Annotated in this window: 10 protein-coding genes and 1 pseudogene; 4 read left to right on the forward strand and 7 right to left on the reverse strand. The window is 47.7% G+C overall.

The genetic code is table 11. The features are described 5' to 3' along the window. From SFV55_RS11560 to SFV55_RS11575, 4 genes and pseudogenes are all read right to left on the reverse strand, one after another. A pseudogene (locus SFV55_RS11560) lies at window positions 1-453 on the reverse strand (ATP-binding cassette domain-containing protein); the annotation flags it as partial. Window positions 454-558: 105 nt separating this feature from the next. Continuing rightward, entirely contained in the window at window positions 559-1,974 is a 1,416-nt protein-coding gene (locus SFV55_RS11565) for a hypothetical protein (RefSeq protein WP_320029659.1), read from the reverse strand. 18 nt (window positions 1,975-1,992) lie between these two features. Then, entirely contained in the window at window positions 1,993-2,736 is a 744-nt protein-coding gene (locus SFV55_RS11570; protein WP_320029660.1) for a beta-ketoacyl-ACP reductase, read from the reverse strand. Between the two features lie 87 nt (window positions 2,737-2,823). Continuing rightward, window positions 2,824-3,777, reverse strand: a complete 954-nt coding sequence (locus SFV55_RS11575) for an alpha/beta hydrolase (RefSeq protein WP_320029661.1) — start codon at window positions 3,775-3,777, stop codon at window positions 2,824-2,826. Between the two features lie 630 nt (window positions 3,778-4,407). Here SFV55_RS11575 and SFV55_RS11580 point away from each other — a divergent pair. The 4 genes from SFV55_RS11580 (at window position 4,408) to SFV55_RS11595 (ending at window position 11,138) form a co-directional block, all read left to right on the forward strand. Then, entirely contained in the window at window positions 4,408-6,948 is a 2,541-nt protein-coding gene (locus SFV55_RS11580; RefSeq protein WP_320029662.1) for a TonB-dependent receptor, read from the forward strand. A gap of 136 nt (window positions 6,949-7,084) precedes the next feature. Next, entirely contained in the window at window positions 7,085-8,074 is a 990-nt protein-coding gene (locus SFV55_RS11585; RefSeq protein ID WP_320029663.1) for a ketoacyl-ACP synthase III, read from the forward strand. A gap of 94 nt (window positions 8,075-8,168) precedes the next feature. Then, a complete protein-coding gene (locus SFV55_RS11590; protein WP_320029664.1) occupies window positions 8,169-9,653 on the forward strand; it encodes a long-chain fatty acid--CoA ligase in 1,485 nt (494 codons plus the stop codon). Window positions 9,654-9,794: 141 nt separating this feature from the next. Then, a complete protein-coding gene (locus tag SFV55_RS11595) occupies window positions 9,795-11,138 on the forward strand; it encodes a TlpA disulfide reductase family protein (RefSeq protein ID WP_320029665.1) in 1,344 nt (447 codons plus the stop codon). Window positions 11,139-11,198: 60 nt separating this feature from the next. Here SFV55_RS11595 and SFV55_RS11600 read toward each other — a convergent pair whose 3' ends face one another. The 3 genes from SFV55_RS11600 to SFV55_RS11610 form a co-directional block, all read right to left on the reverse strand. Beyond that, window positions 11,199-13,589 carry an ABC transporter permease gene (locus SFV55_RS11600; protein ID WP_320029666.1) on the reverse strand — a complete coding sequence of 797 codons (2,391 nt, stop codon included), beginning with the start codon at window positions 13,587-13,589 and terminating at the stop codon, window positions 11,199-11,201. A 26-nt stretch (window positions 13,590-13,615) separates the two neighbouring features. Then, a complete protein-coding gene (locus SFV55_RS11605; RefSeq protein WP_320029667.1) occupies window positions 13,616-16,051 on the reverse strand; it encodes an ABC transporter permease in 2,436 nt (811 codons plus the stop codon). 115 nt (window positions 16,052-16,166) lie between these two features. Next, entirely contained in the window at window positions 16,167-18,557 is a 2,391-nt protein-coding gene (locus SFV55_RS11610; protein WP_320029668.1) for an ABC transporter permease, read from the reverse strand. Window positions 18,558-18,720: the final 163 nt, after the last annotated feature.

Consider the following 18,720-nt stretch of genomic DNA (forward strand, 5'->3'; position numbering starts at 1 on the left):
CACTTTTGCCACTTTCCCCAGGCCATTGCAATGCTCACACATACCCTCAGGGTGGTTAAAGGAGAACAAGAAAGAAGCTCCAATCTGGGGCTGGCCGATGCGGGAATACAACAAACGCAGATAAGTATTGACTTCGGTGACGGTACCTACGGTACTCCGCAGGTTATTGCCCATCTTTTTTTGGTCAATGACGATGGAAGTGGAGAGGTTCAAAATATCATCCACATCTGGCCTTGAAAACTTGGGCATGAAGGTGCGGGCAAAAGCGGAAAAGGTCTCGATCAGTTGTCGCTGCGCCTCCCGGTATATGGTGTCGAATAATAAGGAGGACTTACCAGAGCCTGAAACACCGGTAAAAGCGACCACTTTGTGCTTGGGGATTTCCAGGGAAATATTCTTGAGGTTGTTGGCATGTGCGTTTTGCACAATGATGGATTCCTTGTGGGTCGACATATGGGTGATTTTGGAGACTTGTCCTAACAACAACGAATTGGAAAAAGTGCCATCAAAGGGCAGAATTTCCTCAAAAATCGTCTCCAAAAATAAACAAATAATTGGTTACGTCCAAATTTGCAAATAATTAATTACTTCTGGTGCATGGGGTTTTAACTCATTCAAGAGTTCTCCAATCTGGTGGCTGCGGTCTTTTTCGCCCCTATGAGCATTGAAATAATCCTGGAGCCGACGCTGGAGGGTATTTTTATCAATAATTTCTTCCTTGTACTGCGCAATTGAGGTGTACCAAAGCAGGGCAGGCACATAGTCGGGGCGGGTTTCGTAGCCTTTTTCCAAATCCAGCAAGCGGTACTTGGTGGTTACCCGAATCATCTTTTGAAACTTGCGCTGGCTCAACAAAGCCCCCATGTAAGCCGTAAAAAAGGTGTGCCAGCGGTATTGCAGCACTTCCTTTTCGTATGCGGAAAGGAAAGTTTCTGCATAACTCTCGGCATTGCGCAATAGCTGGTTTTGCAGCAAACACTTGATGTAAAAAGCCACAAAGCCCACCTTGTTGTAAAAATTCTGGCTGCTTTTCATTTCTGGCGCAGCATTGCGCATCATGGTCAGTGCCTCCTGGGGTTTGTTGGCACGGAGCAACACTGCTCCCAGGTTGTTGACGTAAAAAAGGTAGTCGTGGGTTTTACCCCGTATGGACAGATAGCCGTAATGGATCGCCTTGTCAAACTCCCGCAAACGCGCGTGCAACAACATCCGCAAGTGGTAATAATTGAGCAAAATCCGTTTGGAGTAGAATTTGCCTTCACCAAAAATCCGATCGAGGTAAGCAAATTTTTCTCCCAACAGATCCAGCTTGCGGTAATTGAAGCTGATAAATGTCAGGCGTACAAAAGCCATGTAACGCGTGTATCCCTCCAGGGTCTCATCGTAAAAAATGCGGGTTAGCCATTTTTCCCACTGAATGGATTCGGCGGAGTTTTCGGAATACTGCTTGACAATGTCGAGTGTAGCCTGATGGAATTGCTCGGAAATCCGCTTGCTATTGGTGTAGGCTTCCTGATGGGTTTCCAAAAATTTGTGCACGGTTTCGTGGTCGGCATACCGCATGCGGATCAGCAAAAAATGGCGATATTGCTGGACCAGTTCATAAAATTTGGTGAAAAAAAAGCCCGGGTGTTGATATTGCCGGATTTCGCGCAGCAAGGTTTTTTCTTCCTCCGCCTGTACCGCATCAGTGATAATTTGCCGCTCCAGGGTGCTCATCCATTCAAAGTGGGCATCAACGTCCAGTTCGACAAGGCGTTGTTGTATCCAATTTTTGAGGTGGGAGTACTTGCGTTTGTCGATGTTGGGGTCGTAGGGGGTAAATTGGTTGATGTGTTGGCAATTGTAATCCACTCGCTCCAAAACGCCGAGCTTCACCTGATCGGCCAATTGCTGCACGGACAGCAGGTAGCGCGTTTCGTGCGGCAGCAGGGCATTGGCGAAATTGGTGAAGATTTGCAGTTTGTTGCGCATGTGATAATATTACAAAAATCAAAGTACAAGCCCCCCATCCACCGACAAGGTCACCCCATTGATGAACGAGGCCTCATCTGAGGCCAAAAACAAATATGCATTCGCTACGTCCTCCGGCATACCCATTCTACCCACGGGGGTACGGCTTTCCAAATCTGCCAGGTATTCTGCTGGAATGGTTTCGACCATTTCGGTTTTGATGAAACCCGGGGCAATTGCATTCACGGTGATGCCCTTGCGCCCAAGCTCTCTGGCCCACACTTTGGTCATGCCGATCACCCCAGCTTTGGAGGCGACATAATTGGTTTGACCAAAATTGCCATACAAGGCCACCACCGAAGCCGCGTTGATGATGCGGCCATAATTGCGTTCACTCATGTAGCCACTCACCACTTTGGTGCAATAAAACACCCCGCTGAGATTGACATCAATGACCTGCTGCCATTGCAAGGGCGACATTTTTTTCAAAGAAGAATCCCGCGTAATGCCCGCGTTGTTGATCAGGATGTCGATTTGCCCAAAATCCTGCATAACGGCATCGGCTCCCGCTTGTACAGCATCCATGTCAGCAGTGTTGACTTTGTAAAACTTGCAGGCCATACCCTGGCCAGCCCATTCTGTCGCAAGGGCTTTACCGCTGGCTTCATTGATGTCCCAAATCGCTACTGTGGCTCCTTCTTGCAAAAAGCGCAGGGCTGTTGCTTTACCAATTCCGCTGGCGCCGCCAGTGACTATAGACACCTTTCCTTGTAGTCTGTTCATTGAAGGGTATTTTTGAATGCCGCACTATTCCAAAACCCCTTCCCGAAAGTTTCAGACTTTCGAGGAGGGGCTCTAGATTTGAGCTGGTTATTTGGTGTTGAGAAATATTCGCATCGAGTTTACAACGGTTTTGTATCCGTCCCAAAGCACAAAATGACCACACTCCGGCACCATCACCAATTGGCTTTGGGATAGCTGTTCCTGCCCATGTTTGGCAACGGCTTCAACACTGAGCTTGGGGTGTAAAATTCGATTCGGGATCAACAAATCGTCATTGCCATAAAAGACTAATGTTGGTGTTTTGATTTCGTTCAGGCGATCAAAAACGGGTTGCTGCAACATCCCCTGCACACATTTGGGAATCATATTGCAATATTGGTCAAATTCTGCAGTTTCCCTCATCAATAGGCGATCCTCGTACATAAAACGGGCGTCAGCAGGCATTTTTGCTCCATAGAAATTGACGTCAAAGTTCCGTTCAATTTGGGCGACCGGAGTGGCCTTAAACACTGCGGGGGTAACGTATTGGGTAAACCAGGCCCGATCGGCTTCACTGAAAGTTTCAAAACCAGCAGGAGCCAATAAAACCAGTTTTTGCAGCCACTGGGGTTGACGCAACGCCAGGGTCAGGCTGATTTGTCCACCCATCGAATGCCCAACCAAACTGACCTTGCGCAGTTTGAGCTTTTTGACCAAACCCTCAATACAATCAGCAAAAAAAGCCATGTCATAGCTCCAATCCCCCCGTCCCGATTTACCATAGCCAGGCAGGTCGACCACTATACAACGGTAATCCTGGCGCAGTTCTTCCACCACTTTTTTCCAGGCAGGCAGGTAGCTGCCCAAGCCATGGATGAAGATTAGGGTGGTTTTGCCTTTGCCCTCATCGGCATATGCGATATTGACCTGATTGGGTAAGGTTATTTTTTTAACCGCAAAAGGGTATCGAATGTCTTCCATACTTTTGACTTGCGTTTGGCTGTACACAAAAAATGGAATGATGCAGGTGAACCAAACCATGACAGCGCTTCGTAAATTCATTTTCTCGGAACTTTGAATTATTTTATTTGGTAAAGAATCATGGCGGAAAAATAATTAATTGTAATAGAGATAGATGATCTTTGACTTGTTTTGAAAAATAAGTACTTGGGTTGACTTAAAGCCATTTTTATACATTCTTTTCAAAATGGGCGAAAAAAAATATTGTAAAAACCTAATTATTACTTTTTTACAAAAATCAAAGCCAAACTAATGCATTGGTGATTTACCACTTGACTTTTCTTTTTACCTTCACCTTAATCCGAACAAACACACTGAAAAAATGACTTTGTAGTCAAACCTTTATTTTTCCCATTGTTTTCATTTTCAGTGTACTATGCATTTTTAAGGCCAATACCCCAAAAAGCCCTTTGGCCGCAAAACCACAACTGAGTCAAGCTTGATATTGGAAGATCTATTGTATTGTTTTTCAATTATTTAGAACTCATTTTAGCCACCTATTTGCAAAAGGTCAACCTGCCTGAGTTTTTTTGACCTACCTCCAGCACATTAATCTCCTTCTAATTTTAATCCCGAAATCATTCATTACCATCAGGGACTTGGCTGAAAGTATATTTTGTCCAATAGCCTGTTCACCATTCATCATTTCAATTCATGCAAAACGCACTCGTTATGAAAAAAGCCTATACGCTCTTTACGTTGCTGTGCGCGGCGCTGTTTACCTGCATCAGCCTGCAAGCTCAAAATGGAACCATCAAGGGGACAGTAAAAGATTCAGAATCAGGCGAGGCGTTGGTGGGAGCCAACGTAGTCATTGCTGGTACCAGCCAGGGCGCTGCCACCGACGCCAGTGGAATGTACACCATTGTCGATGTTAAACCCGGTGAATACACACTTGAAGTTACCTACACAGGTTTTCAAAATTTCAAAAAAATTGTCACTGTAAAAGCCGGCGAAACTACTACGGTTGATTTTTCGATGGGCGCCGCAGTGTTGCTCGGGCAGGAGGTGGTGGTTTCGGCTTCCCGCAAAGCCGAAAAATTGACCAATGCCCCAGCCACCATTACCGTGATCAACTCCAAAGCCATCAGTGAATTGCCTTCTTTTAATGTGGCCGAGCTATTGGGTCGCCAAAGGGGGGTGGACTACGTTCGTTCAGGCGTACTTGGTGTAGGTATCAATGCCCGGGGCTTCAATAGTGCTTTTAATCCCAAAAACTTACAGTTGAACGACAACCGTTTGACCACACTTATTGCTACTGGCTTGCCCTTGGGTGCATTGAGTACTACCGTGAAGGAAGATGTAGAGCGGATAGAGGTCATCCTTGGCCCTTCTTCCGCTCTTTATGGCCCCAATGCCCACAATGGTTTGTTAAACACGATCACCAAAGACCCACGTACTTCTCAAGGAACAACCATAGCCGTAGGGGTAGGCAATCAAAACGTGCTGAGCACCCGCTTCCGCCATGCCAGCAAATGGGGAGATAAATTTGCGTTCAAAGTGAGTGCCGAATACTTGAAAGGAACCGAGTTTGACTATACCGATACGGTTTATTACAACAATACCGCCTTCGACAACAAACTCTTTGGTGGTGCAGGTGATGGCTCTAAAATCATCCGGCATAAATCTGCGGAATTGGAACTGAACCGCGACTTCAACTCTCTGCGGGGCGAAGCGGGCCTTTATTACTCACCAAGCAGCAAATCCGACATCATTTTGTCTTACGGCCACAGCACCAGCAACAACATCGGGATAACCAATGCTGGCCGCAACCAAATCAAAGACTGGCAAATCAACTGGTTCCAGTTGCGTTACGTATCGCCTCGGTTCTTCGTCCAGGCTTACCAGACCTACTCTAAAACCGAGGACACCTATGCCATGAACCAGCGCACCCAAAACTACTGGTCGTTCAAAGATGCTGGTTTTAGTGAAGAAGAATCTCGTCGCCGTTCTTTTGGGGAGCAGTGGTTCGGCATCAGCCCTACGGTAGGCGTGCCACTCAACCGCAACTCCGTTTTTAAAGACAACTCCAACCGCACCAATGCCGAAGCCCAATACAACAACAGTGTAGCAGGCTTCGACTTCATCCTCGGGGTACAATACCAGCAAGACCGCGCCAACTCCAAAGGAACTTACTTGCTGGACGGAGGGGAAAACATCGAAGTAGCCCAGATTGGTGGCTACCTGCAAGTTGAGCGCAAATTTGGCGAACACCTCAAAGCAGTAGCTGCTGCCCGTTTTGATGACCACGAGTTGTACGGATTCAATTTCATTCCCAAGGCTGCATTGGTTTATTACAACGATGCCAGTTCTTTCCGCCTGACCTATGGCCGGGGCATCGCTGCACCGACCATTCTGAACCTGGAAGCCAACATCTTCGGAGGGGTATTGCTGGGCAACAGTGTAGGTTACACCTTGTCGGATGGCACCAAAATCCCGGGTTTGAAAGTAGAAACCATTCAAACCGTAGAAGTGGGTTACAAAAGCACCCTTGGAGAGCGTTTGTTTGTAGATGCGAACGCCTACTACAATACTTCTGAAAACTTCCTCAGTCCATCCATCAACATTGCTACCGGGGGCCGCACGGTGACGCACCGTGGGGATGTACCCATGAGTCAGGTAGTACCGGGGACTCCGGCTACCGGCTCAACTTTGGTCCTGACTTACCTGAATTTTGGTAAGGTTGCCACTTACGGTGCCGATGTGTCCCTCAATTACAGCCTTGCTGCTGGTTTGTTGGCCACATTGAACTACTCTTGGTTCAACTACGACTTGGACAATAGTGATACCGCCAACGATGGCAACCGCGATGGCAAGGTAAACGAAAACGACTTACCCATCAATACCCCTACTCACAAGTTGGGCTTGGGCCTGAATTACTCCAAGGGCAAGTTTTTCACCGGTTTCTTTGGGCGCTGGGTACAGGCTTATGACTTTTTCTCTGGCATCAATGTGGCGGCCAAAACCAATCCCGAATTGATTTACGCTGGTTCACCCGTGTACGAAAACCGTCAGGTTGGTCGCAACTTCAACTTTGGCCCACTCGGTGGCTTTTTCAACGTGGACCTGAGTGCAGGTTACCGTTTTGGCAAACTCACTGTAGCTGCACAAGCCGTGAACCTCTTTGGTTCTGAAGTACGGGAGTTTGTGGCTTCGCCAGCGATTGGTCGCTTGTTGTCTTTGGAAGTGAAAGTTGATCTACCGAAAAAATAAGGAGCGTTGAAGGAGTTGAGAAGTTGAGAAGTTGAGGAGTTGAGGGTCGTCTGCGTCCAAGTCGCTGCGGTAGCCTCAACTTCTCAACCTCTAAACTCCTCAACTCCTCAACTTTCTTCTTTCAAACCTCTCGATAATGCGCAACGCCCGCATCATTTCTACCGGCGCCTATGCTCCGGAGCGTGTTGTTACCAATCAATATTTTAACGATTTATTGGGTGAAGACGTAGCCACCTGGCTGAGCGAGAACGTACACATCCACGAGCGCCGTTGGTGTGCGCCGGATGAAAGTACCGCCGACCTGTGTGTAGCCGCAGCCCAGCAAGCATTGGAGCGCGCCTCCCTCAAACCTGAACAATTAGACCTGATTCTGATTGCAACTGATACCCCGGAATTTGTTTCTCCCTCCACTGCAGCAGTGGTACAGGCCCGTTTGGGGGCCAGCAATGCGGGTACTTTTGACATCAATACAGCTTGCGCTGGCTTTGTTACTGCCCTGGACATTGGTGTCAAGTACATCCGTTCCGATGAACACTACGAACATATCCTGGTGATTGGGGCTTATGCCATGAGCAAATACCTCAATTTGGAAGACAAAAAAACCGTTACCCTTTTTGCAGACGGGGCGGGCGCCGTTGTACTCCGGGCCGATCATGACGAACAAGCCGGCTACCTGAGCAGCCAACTCATCTCGCAGGGGCAATACCACGGTTGGATGGGGATTTATGGCGGCGGTGCTCGTCACCCGATTAGTGATGGCATAATGGCGAACCACGACCACCAATTGAAGTTCGTCCAAAAATTCCCCAAAACCCTGAATCCGAGCATGTGGTCCCAAATGGCCCAAACCCTTTGTGAGCGGATTGGTGCAACCCCGCAGGATGTAGACCAGTATTTCATCACCCAAATCAACATCAATTCGATTTGGGATACCCTGGACTTGCTGGAAGTACCCCGCGACCGGGCGCATACCATCATGCACCACTACGGCTATACCGGATCGGCCTGTATTCCCATGGCTTTTAATGATGCGATAGAAAAAGGCAAAACCAAAGCGGGAGATTTGGTATTTTTCATCGGCTCGGGTGGAGGATTGGCTTTTGCTTCGGCAGCGTTTAAGATGTAGTTGAGGAGTTGAGGCTACCGCGAGCGACGCTGACAATAGTTCTCGTCTAAGTCACTGCGGTATCCTCAACTCCTCAACCCCTCAACATATCACAATGGATTGGTTCAGCAAATGGGCACTCTACAGCCCGGATGAAATTGCGGTAAAAGAATGGGAAACGGCCCGTACCCTTAGCTACGGTGTACTCAATAAAATGGCCAACCGTCTGGCTTGGTACCTGACCCAAGATCTGGGTTTACATTTGGGCGATCGGGTAGCGGTATTGGCAGACAGTTGCCTGGAGTACATTGTACTATTTGCTGCTGCACAAAAAACGGGCCTGGTGCTGGTTCCGCTCAACTACCGGCTCAGTGCACCGGAAATTGATTATTTGTTGCAAGATTCGACGCCAAGATTGGTGCTGGCAGAAACAAAATACCAGCCCTTGCTGGATGCAGCCCCGACAACTCCAAGCATTGAATTACACTGGAGTATGGAGGAACTGGGGCATTGGTTGGAAGCCGCAGCAAAGCAACCTGAATGGCCTTTTTCCCCCGTTTTTTTGGACGAAGACCATCCGATTTTTATCCTCTATACATCGGGTACAACTGGTTTCCCCAAAGGTGCCTTGTACACCCACAAGATGTTGTTTTGGAACAGCATCAATACGGCCATGAGTTTGGTCATCAACTCACATAGCCGTACTGTAGTGTGTATGCCGCCTTTTCACACGGGAGGCTGGAATGTGCTTACCACGCCGCTCCTGCATCATGGCGGCTATGTTTGTTTGATGAAAAAATTCGATGCAGAGGAGGTGCTCAAAGCCTTAAAGGTCGAAAAGCCGAGCATCTTTATGGGGGTGCCCACCATGTTGAAAATGATTGCGGACTGTGAGGGTTTCGCGGAGGCGGACTTGTCCAGTTTGTATTACATCATCGTGGGTGGCGAACCCATGCCCATTCCACTCATCGAAACCTGGCACGACAAGGGGGTTTTCATCCGCCAGGGTTTTGGCATGACCGAAGTGGGCCCCAACCTTTTTTCCCTGCACCACCGCGATGCCATGCGCAAAAAAGGCTCCATTGGGCGGCCTAATTTTTATGTAGACATCAAAATTGTGGATGAAAACGGCGAGGAAGTTCCGGTCAATACCCCCGGCGAACTCCTCTTGCGCGGCCCCATGACCACTCCCGGCTACTGGGGCAATCCCAAGGCTACGGCCAGTGCGATCCGCGAAGGCTGGTTTTACAGCGGTGACATGATCCGACAAGACGAAGAGGGCTACATTTATGTGGTAGATCGCATTAAAAACATGTTCATTTCCGGTGGCGAAAATGTGTATCCGGCAGAAATCGAACGGGTGCTCGTAGCTCATCCGCAAATATCGGGTGCAGCGGTGATCGGGGTGAAGGACGAAAAATGGGGCGAGGTAGGCAAGGCTTTTGTCACCCTGGAGGAAGGGCATTCGCTGGATGAAGTGGAGCTTAAAGGCTGGTGTTTGCAGCACCTGGCGAAGTTCAAAGTGCCGAAGTATGTTGAGTTTTTGGAGGTATTGCCCGTGAGTGCAACCGGGAAAATTGATAAGAAGGTGTTGCGGTGAGTTATTTCTCTGAAATCCGTCTCAAGCGCCCTATCATTGTTAGTTTTTAGGTTTTTCGCATAAATTACAATGAGTATACGTTAAAATTTGACCCTTTAAAAGCTTATTTTAACAATCACAACTCGTTAATTAGCCCGCAGTATGAAAAAACACACCCTACTCACCCTCGCCTTTATAGCATTTGGCCTAGGGTTGCTCGATGCCCAATCAGATAAGCCAACCTTATTAAGCATTTTGCTCAAACCGGACACTACTACACAATACGGTGCTGTATCCAGTGTCTTTAGCAATTTAAAAGATAACATCCCACTTAAAGGTATTCCGGAGTCCCTGGAACACACTCAGCTCAAATTTTTCACTTTTAATCCCGCACAACACCATTACGATCGTTTCCGCAAAGGCCTGTTGTCCAAAGAGCAATTTGACCAGTGGTTCAAACGGCTTAAGTTTGATTCCAGCCATGTACGTGAGCAATTTTTCAAACACACCACCTATGTCCTAGCCGCACTAGATGCCGAAGGGCACAAGGTTTTGATTTTTGATCTGAACCAAAACCTAGATTTTTCGGATGAAGAAACCATGCGTTTTGATACAACTTTTTACAGCTTACCCAAAGAAGAACAGGAGAAAAAATTGGCTAAATTGCCCCAAATCACCTTTCAATATGAATATGTAGATCAATTTGGAAAGCTAAAGCTGAAAAAACAAAAAATGAGCATCGATCCCAATCGAAGGTTTTTCAGCGAATACCCTACAAAAATTGATCAGGCACTTGAATTAGCTTACCGCTATAATCAATGGGAAAAAGGAGAAGTTCGAGAAGGAGGAATAACAAAAACGGTTTATGTTAGAAACAGTGTCAACCTCCCCGCACCATATCAAGGAAGTATTGTCACTTTATTGGTTCCCCCAAATCATGGCAAACCAGTGCCCCAAGACTATTACAAACCTGGCGATACCCTGTTGATTGGCCCATCCAGATATGTTTTTACAAGAATTTCCACTTTTGCCGACACTCTTTTTTTGGAAAAACTAGAGAGAATAGAGCGGCCAATTGGCGATCGGGTGGGTTTTTACGCTGGCGAGGTACAAATGATGGCTTTGGATAGCAGCAGCATCAACTTGAATGATTTGCTCAAAAAAGGCCAATATGTGATCCTGGATTATTGGGGGACCTGGTGCAAACCCTGCATTGCCAAATTGCCTGCAATCAAAAAATTGCATAAAACAATTGCTGCGAAGCCTGTACAAATGATCAGCGTGGCTTACGATGATAATTTCAGCGAGGTCAAAAAATTTGTCACAGCGCAGCAAATGGATTGGTTGAATGTGTTTGAGCCGATGGACAATAAGTCACCAAGGCAGGCATCTCCGGTCAAAACCTTTAAAGTCACGCGTTTTCCGACCTTCATCCTCATTCAACCAGATGGCAAAATCATTTCTACTGATTTTGATGAGATTATGGTGTGGGCGGAAACTTTGTAGTATGAGGAAAATCGAACGGTTGATCATCAACGCGCCCAACCGTTCGATTTTAAGCAAGTATCACTCACTCCGCAAGGATTTCACCGGATCCACTGTAGCCGCCCGTACACTCTGCATGCTCACTGTCAAAAAAGCGATCAGCATAGCCCCGGCACCAGCCACTACAAAGACCCACCATTGGATGTCGATGCGGTAGGCAAATTCCTTCAGCCAGCCATTCATAAAATACCAGGCTACCGGAGACGCGATGAGTACCGATACCAGCACCAAACGCAAAAAGTCGCGGGAAAGCAATTGTACGATGCTGCCGATGGACGCGCCCAACACCTTGCGCACCCCAATTTCTTTGGTGCGTTGCTCAGCCGTAAAGGCGGCCAGGCCAAACAAGCCCAGGCAAGCAATCAGGATGGCCAGGCAAGAGAACACCATCACCACGGAGGCTGTCCGCTGTTCGCGGCGGTACAAGGTATCCAGGTGATCATCCAGAAAAACATAGTCGAAGGCCGAGGTTGGCATGCTCTGATTGAACAAGGCCTCGATTTGTTTCATGCTTTGTGGCAAATCCTGGGTTTGCAATTTGATCAGGGTGTAGGTGCGCGGTTCCGTAAGAGCGTTGTGGAAGGCATAGCCCCCAATAGGCTGATGGAAATTGTCGAAGTGGAAATTGTCCATCACCCCCACGATTTCAGCGTTGTCAAACAAACTGGGTGCTTTTTTACCAATCGCTTCTTCAGGAGTGTAGCCCAAAAAGTCGGCAACAAATTTATTGACCACCACTTGCACGGTGGTATCTTTTGGGTCTTTCTCCGTGGTTGGAACAGACTTTCCAGCCAGCAATTTAATGTCCAACACATCCAGAATTTCCGCATTGGCGTGGTTGGTGGTAACCGGAATGGTTTGGGTCTTATTGTTGGGCGGAGAAATGGAGCGACCACTACCCCCTTGGCCGGGGAAAGTTTGAGCGCGCGTCACTTCCTGCACACTGCTTAAAGCTTTACAAGCATTGTTGAAACCATTGACCTGATCTCCGGTCTCAGCAGCCGCCATGTTGATGGCCACCACCTGATCGGGCTTGTATCCCAGATTGCGTTGCTGGATGAAGTTGAGTTGCTGGTAAAACAAAACCGTGCAGATGATCAGAATAATCGAGGCAGAAAACTGTACCACCACCAGGGAGCGCCGCAAAATTCCCGCAGATGACTTTTGGCGAAATGCAGTTTGCAGCAAATGTTTTGGGTTAAAAGAAGACAACATCAAAGCCGGGTAAGAACCAGCTATCAGGGTAACGATGGTACCAATGGCCAATAAACCCAACAAAACCGCAGGTGTAAGTACGTCCAAAACCCCAAACTGTTTGCCTGCCAAATCATTAAAAATCGGCAAAATTCCCAGCATCAGGGCTACTCCCAGCACCAGGGCGATGGCCACCATCAATGCTGTCTCCAGATAAAAACGCCGTGCCAATTGCAGGCGGGTAGCCCCCACTGTTTTGGTGATGCCTACCTCCCGGAAACGCTGCTGCGAGCGGGCAGTAGCCAGGTTCATGTAGTTGATGCAGGCGATCACCAAGATCACGATGGCCAAAATGATGAGGATGCGGACCTGTTGAGGGTCACCAGTCCGATCACTGTAGGAATGCCCGATGGTCGCCGAATGCAGGTGAGCATCCGTCATGGCTTGCAGCCGGTATTTCATCCAGCGGCCTTGCTTGGGCACATTTTTTTCATAAATTTTATTGAATTGTGCCTCAACTACCCTTGGATCAGCACCCGGACTCAACAAAAAGAAGGTTTCAAAACTGGAGTTGCTCCAGCTCAGGTCGTTTACCGTCCAGGGCATACTAGGAAATGAGCCAATTACCTCGGCATCCAGGGTAGAGTTTTGAGGAAAATCGGCGTACACCCCAGTTATTTCCAGTTCCAGCGAATTGTCAATTTTGATCAGGCGGCCAATCGGATCCTGTTTGGGGAAATATTTTTCCGCTACCGATTTGCTCAAGATCACTTTATTGGGACCATTCAGTGCAGTTGCCGGATTGCCATCCGTTAGTTTAAGGTCAAAAATTTTAAAAATGGTCGAATCTGCCCAGGCGAAGTTTTTTTGCACAAACTTGCGCTCACCCGTGCTGACAAAAGCGGGGTCTCCAAAATTGTGCTCCCACATGCGCATTTGCTCTTCCACTCCAGCCACTTCACTTTTCATCGTTGGGCCAACAATGTTGGGATAGGTCGCCCAACTTTCACTAACTTCTCCAAAAGTCACATCCACAACACCCCGATAAATGCGCTCCACTTTGGTATGGAAACGATCGAAAGATACTTCATCCTGCACATACACCAACAGCAATAAAGCTACGGCAATGCCCAGGGCCAGTCCCAATAAATTCAAGCCAGTGAAGAGTTTGTTCTTCATCAGGTTGCGAACGGCAATTTTTAGGTAGTTGGTAAGCATAGGAGTGTATTTTGGAAAAAATAAAATTAATCGTTGCGTAAAGACTTAACAGGATCACTCAAAGCGGCTTTGACACTTTGAATACTGATGGTCAAAAAAGCCAGGGCAGCAGCACCCAGTCCAGCAATCAGAAACATCCACCATTGGGGAGTGATGCGGTAGCTAAAGTTTTGCAACCACTGTTCGGAAAGGTACCAAGCGATTGGCCCCGCAATGAGGGTTGCTACAATCACCAGGCGAATGAACTCCCGCGAAAGTAAAGCCGTGATGCTGCTGATGCTGGCACCCATCACTTTGCGGATACCAATCTCTTTGGTACGGCGTTCTACGGCATAGGTCGCCAGGCCAAACAAGCCAAGGCAAGCGATAAAGATGGCCAAACTTGAGCCCAGCTGAGTCAGGCGGTTCAAACGACTTTCGGCAGCATAAATGGTTGCAAAACGATCGTCCATAAACTCGTAATCGAAGGGTTTGTCGGGGATGACTTTTTGCCAGGCCTTAGTGATGGCAGCCAGGTTGCTGGACAGGTCTTTGGTGGATACTTTTACGCTGATTGAAGTGGTCCAATTGCTGGCCCGCATACACAGTGGTTCGATATTTCGGTGTAAACTACTGAAATGAAAATCCTTGACCACACCTACCACCTGCCCCATATCCGTCATTTCAGCATAACGCATTTGTTTTCCAATGGCTTCTTGTGCTGTCCATCCCAATTTTTTGGCCAAGGTCTCATTGATCAGGTACTCATTGCCTTTGGCGGGCCCTTCGGGGCTGATGCCTTTGCCAGCTACCAGTTTCATGTGGTAAAAATCCATGAAGTTTTGATCGACTGCAACCCGGGGAATGGCAAGGTGCTCTTGCTTACCTGAGTTCCCGAGGTATTGGATGCCATTTTGGGTCAAGCCATAGCCCAGGGTTTGGTCGGATAATGCGACGGAGACTACTCCTGGTAATTTCTCTATTTCACTTTTGACTACCTGGCTTTTAAAAATATTGGACATACCCAGGTCTGCCACCATGATTTGATCCGTGGCGTACCCCATGTCGCTTTTGAGCACAAAATTGAGTTGGCGGGATGAAACCAAGGTACATACAACCAGTACAATAGCCACTGTAAATTGCAAAACCACCAATGCTGGTATAAGTTTGCTACGCCGCATTTCCAAACCCTTGCTTCCCCTGAATATTTTCACGGGCAAAAAGCGGGACACTACAAAAGCGGGATATGCCCCAGATGCAATTCCCAGCATAAACACCGCCCCCACAATGGCCAGGCCAAAACCTGGTGTCCACAGGTACTTCAAGGCGGCCAGTGGATACTCAATTTGTTGCAAAAAAGGACGCAAGGCAAAAATAAACCCTACTGAAAGGCTCAAGGCCAGCGCAGTCATCAGTACCGATTCATTCAAAAACTGGAAAACGATGGATTGCTGAGAAGCTCCAATGGTTTTGCGTACTGCTATTTCCCTGCCGCGTCGCCCGGCAATGATCGTAGACAGATTGGAATAATTGATACAGGCAATAAACAGAATAAACAGGCCAATCGCTCCAAACATCAAGAGGTAAGCTTCATCAAATTTGGCGTGATTGGTGGCTTCGCCATCTTGCAAGTTCCCGGAACGCAGGTGAACATCCCGAAGCGGTTGAAGCTGAAGTGCAATGCTAGAGGATTGATCCATCCGTTTCTTCAGCCGCTCAGGAATGGCCCTTTTTACTGCAGCAAGATCAACTTTTTCGCTGCGGGTTAGCACATAAGTGATGACTGCCTGGGCATGCCAATTGTTGGCAATATCTGGATTCCAAACGGCCCAAAAAGGCAGGCGTTTGGCATGGAAAAGCATATCGAATTGCAGGTGGGACTGGCTCGGAATTTCGGCCAGCACACCGCTGACTTTAAATTGTTCTACGGTATCTTGATTTTGCTTGAAAGGGTTGGCATAGGTTTTGGTCAAAACTTTGCCCAAAACATCGGTATGTCCAAATATTTCTTCGGCCTTTTGTTTACTCAGCACCACATTGTGTTCATCATCAAAAGCTGTACGCGGATTGCCCACTAGCAGTGGAAAATCAAAAACCTGAAAAAAGGAACTGTCCACCGCAAAGACCTGGCGGATGGTGTTGGCCTGGCCCTTGTAAGTGAGCACAAAATTCTGGTCAATTGGAGACAGGCGGGTATAGTTTTCAATTTCTTTTTCAAAGGTACTCGCCAAAAAAGGCCCCATCGGGTAGCTGCTGTAAGGCCCGGTACTCTCTGCCGCACCCTCGTACCGCGAGGTGGTGTTCAAGCGATAAATGCGCTCAAAGCGACTGTGAAACCGATCAAAATCACGTTCGTGCAACACCATCAAAAAGATCAGGGTGCACACTGCAAAACCCAAAGCCAGACCAAGCAGGTTGATCCCCGCCACCAGGCGGTTGCGTTGGAGGCTTTTGAAAGCGAGTTTTAAAGGATTGTAGGCCATGAGTAGAGGAGTTGAGAAGTTGAGAAGTTGAGAAGTTGAGGAGTTGAGGGTCGCCTGCGTCTAAGTTTCTGCGGCAGCCTCAACTTCTCAATTCCTCAACCTCTCAACCCAAAAATTATTCAGATTTCAACGACTGCACCGGGTTCACCAGCGCGGCCCGAATGGCTTGTATACTTACGGTAATCAGTGCAATGGTAATCGCCATCAAACCGGCCACTACAAAGAACCACCATTCGATATTGATCCGGTAGGCGAAATCTTGCAACCACCCCTGCATGACGTACCAGGCCAAAGGTGAAGCAATCAGGATGCCGATGCAGACCATGATGACAAAGTCTTTGGACAAAAGGGTTACAATACCCGCAACGGATGCACCCAAAACTTTGCGCACCCCAATTTCTTTGGTACGGCGCTCAGCGGTAAAGGCGGCCAGGGCAAAGAGTCCCAGACAGGAAATGAGGATGGCAATCACCGAGAAGATGTTGAACATCAAAGCCGAGCGCTGGTCTTTTTCGTAGAGTTTTTCAAACTCGTCATCTAGAAACTGATATTCAAAAATGCGATCGGGTATATTTTGGCGCCAGAGCTTGCTGGCAAAATCTACGGCTTTGCTTGCATTAGAACCCGTGGTTTTGATATACAATGTACTCCGCCAACTGGGATCTCCGTTGATGACCACAGGCGGGATTTTTTCGTGCATGTCGCGCAGGTGGAAGTCTTTGACCACCCCGATGATTTGCCCCTTGATGCCATTGCCTTCAAAGCGTTGACCAATGACGGGTGATTTTAGGTTGCAGATTTTGACGGCAGCTTCGTTGAGCACAAAATTGCTTTCGTCCGCTTTATTCCCTTCTTGGAACCAGCGGCCTTCCAGCAATTTTAAACCAAAGATTTTTTGAAAATTGACATCTGCTGAAAATGGCGCAAAGGTTGGATTTTCATTTTCTTTGCGACCCTCCCATTCAAAGTTGCCACTGCTGCTGGAGCCATGATTGACAATCGAGGTAGAAGCCATGCTGATGCCACTTACGGCCGGGTTGTTTTCCATTTCCCGCACCATTCGGTTCATGGTGTTTTCACCACCAGGCGTCCTGAGCAATTGCCAGGGGAAATGGATGCGCATCACATATTCCCGGTCAAAGCCCAGGTTGGTATTCCGGATAAACTGCAACTGCTTGTAAATGGTGAGGGTGCTCACAATCAAACCCACTGAAATAGCGAATTGTAAAACGGCCAGGCCTTTCCAAAAGCCGGTTTTGTGTTTGCTCAAAAAATTGCTGCCCTTCATGATGTTGAGCGGCTGGAAAGAAGACAATAAAATAGAGGGGTAAATTCCGGTAAGTAACGTAACCAGGACCAGAACGGACAGAATGATTTTCCAGAGATTGAAATCTAGGAGGTTCAGTTCAAAATTTTCTCCAGTCAGCTGATTAAAAAGGGGCATGCTGAGTTTGGTCATCAGCAAAGTCACCAGTAGTGCAAGCGTACACATGGCCGCAGATTCCAGCATAAACTGGCTAAACATCTGCCCTTTGCTCGCACCCATTATTTTTTGCACGCCAATTTCTTTGCCCCTTTTGCTGGTACGGGCAATGGACAAGTTGACGTAATTGATACAGGCCACCACCAGAATCAGGAGCCCAATGATGAAAAAGATTCGAATCGTGCTAAAGTCGGTGGTACTGGCTTCAGAGTTCATCACCGATTGATCGAAGCGCATGTCCTTCATCGGCTCTATGGTAGCCACAATGGTGCTGTCGTTCTTTTCTTTGCGTAAAATCCGGGTAATCTGCTTGCCTAGTTTTTTGGCATCCGTATCGGGGCGGAGGCGAGCGTATGCGTTGTAGCTAAAATTGCCCCAGCTACTGTCGTTTTCTTTATTGTTGGGATCACTTTGACGCAGAGCCAGCGGAATCATCAGGTTAAACTTAAAACTGGAGTTGAGTGGGTCGTCTTTGACAATCCCTTGCACGACACACTCATTGGTGTCGATGCGCAACAGTTGGCCAATGGGATCGGCGTCGCCAAACAATTGGCGGGCGGTAGTTTGATTAAGGATGACGCTTTTAGGGTGTTGGAAAAAGGCTTCCTGGCTGCCGTTTACAAATTCGTATTTAAACATTTTGAACCAACTCGAATCTACGGTTGCACATTTCTCAACCTTTATCAGTTGGTTTTTGAGCTTTACCGTAGCCTCTCCTGCCCCACCAGTAGACTGGGAAATCAATTCAATTTCAGCCAACTGGGTACCTAGAATGCCTGCCAATTTTAATGGTACCGTATTCCAATGCCAGGTCTCGGTATCACTAACCTTGATGTGACTCTTGATGCGGTAAATGCGCTCGGCGTGATCATGGTAACGATCGTAACTCAGTTCATTGGTCACCCACATGCCGATGAGCAAGGCTCCGGTCATACCCAGAGACAATCCAATGATGTTGATCAAACCGGAAGTCCGATCTTTGAGGAAAGCGCGCGAGGCAATGCGCAGGAAGAGTTTGAGCATAGCAGTCAGGTTGTAGGGGCATCCCCATCGCCATTAAGTTAAGCGAGTGATAGGGCTCAAGTAAAGATAAAAAGCTATCGGGTAAATTTTTTCACAAAAAAAAGATGGCGGTAGCTTTTTATCTATACTAAGATCCAAAAAAGGTTGTAGCCTAGATTTTCAC

The sequence above is a fragment of the Haliscomenobacter sp. genome, assembly GCF_033763495.1.
Lineage (GTDB): Bacteria > Bacteroidota > Bacteroidia > Chitinophagales > Saprospiraceae > Haliscomenobacter.

Excerpts from the sequence above, each read along its gene's own strand:
- SFV55_RS11610 (WP_320029668.1), bottom strand. The coding sequence starts at position 18,557 with ATGCTCAAACTCTTCCTGCGCATTGCCTCGCGCGCTTTCCTCAAAGAT.
- SFV55_RS11570 (WP_320029660.1), bottom strand. The coding sequence starts at position 2,736 with ATGAACAGACTACAAGGAAAGGTGTCTATAGTCACTGGCGGCGCCAGC.
- SFV55_RS11590 (WP_320029664.1), top strand. The coding sequence starts at position 8,169 with ATGGATTGGTTCAGCAAATGGGCACTCTACAGCCCGGATGAAATTGCG.
- SFV55_RS11595 (WP_320029665.1), top strand. The coding sequence starts at position 9,795 with ATGAAAAAACACACCCTACTCACCCTCGCCTTTATAGCATTTGGCCTA.
- SFV55_RS11565 (WP_320029659.1), bottom strand. The coding sequence starts at position 1,974 with ATGCGCAACAAACTGCAAATCTTCACCAATTTCGCCAATGCCCTGCTG.
- SFV55_RS11600 (WP_320029666.1), bottom strand. The coding sequence starts at position 13,589 with ATGCTTACCAACTACCTAAAAATTGCCGTTCGCAACCTGATGAAGAAC.
- SFV55_RS11575 (WP_320029661.1), bottom strand. The coding sequence starts at position 3,777 with ATGAATTTACGAAGCGCTGTCATGGTTTGGTTCACCTGCATCATTCCA.
- SFV55_RS11580 (WP_320029662.1), top strand. The coding sequence starts at position 4,408 with ATGAAAAAAGCCTATACGCTCTTTACGTTGCTGTGCGCGGCGCTGTTT.
- SFV55_RS11585 (WP_320029663.1), top strand. The coding sequence starts at position 7,085 with ATGCGCAACGCCCGCATCATTTCTACCGGCGCCTATGCTCCGGAGCGT.
- SFV55_RS11605 (WP_320029667.1), bottom strand. The coding sequence starts at position 16,051 with ATGGCCTACAATCCTTTAAAACTCGCTTTCAAAAGCCTCCAACGCAAC.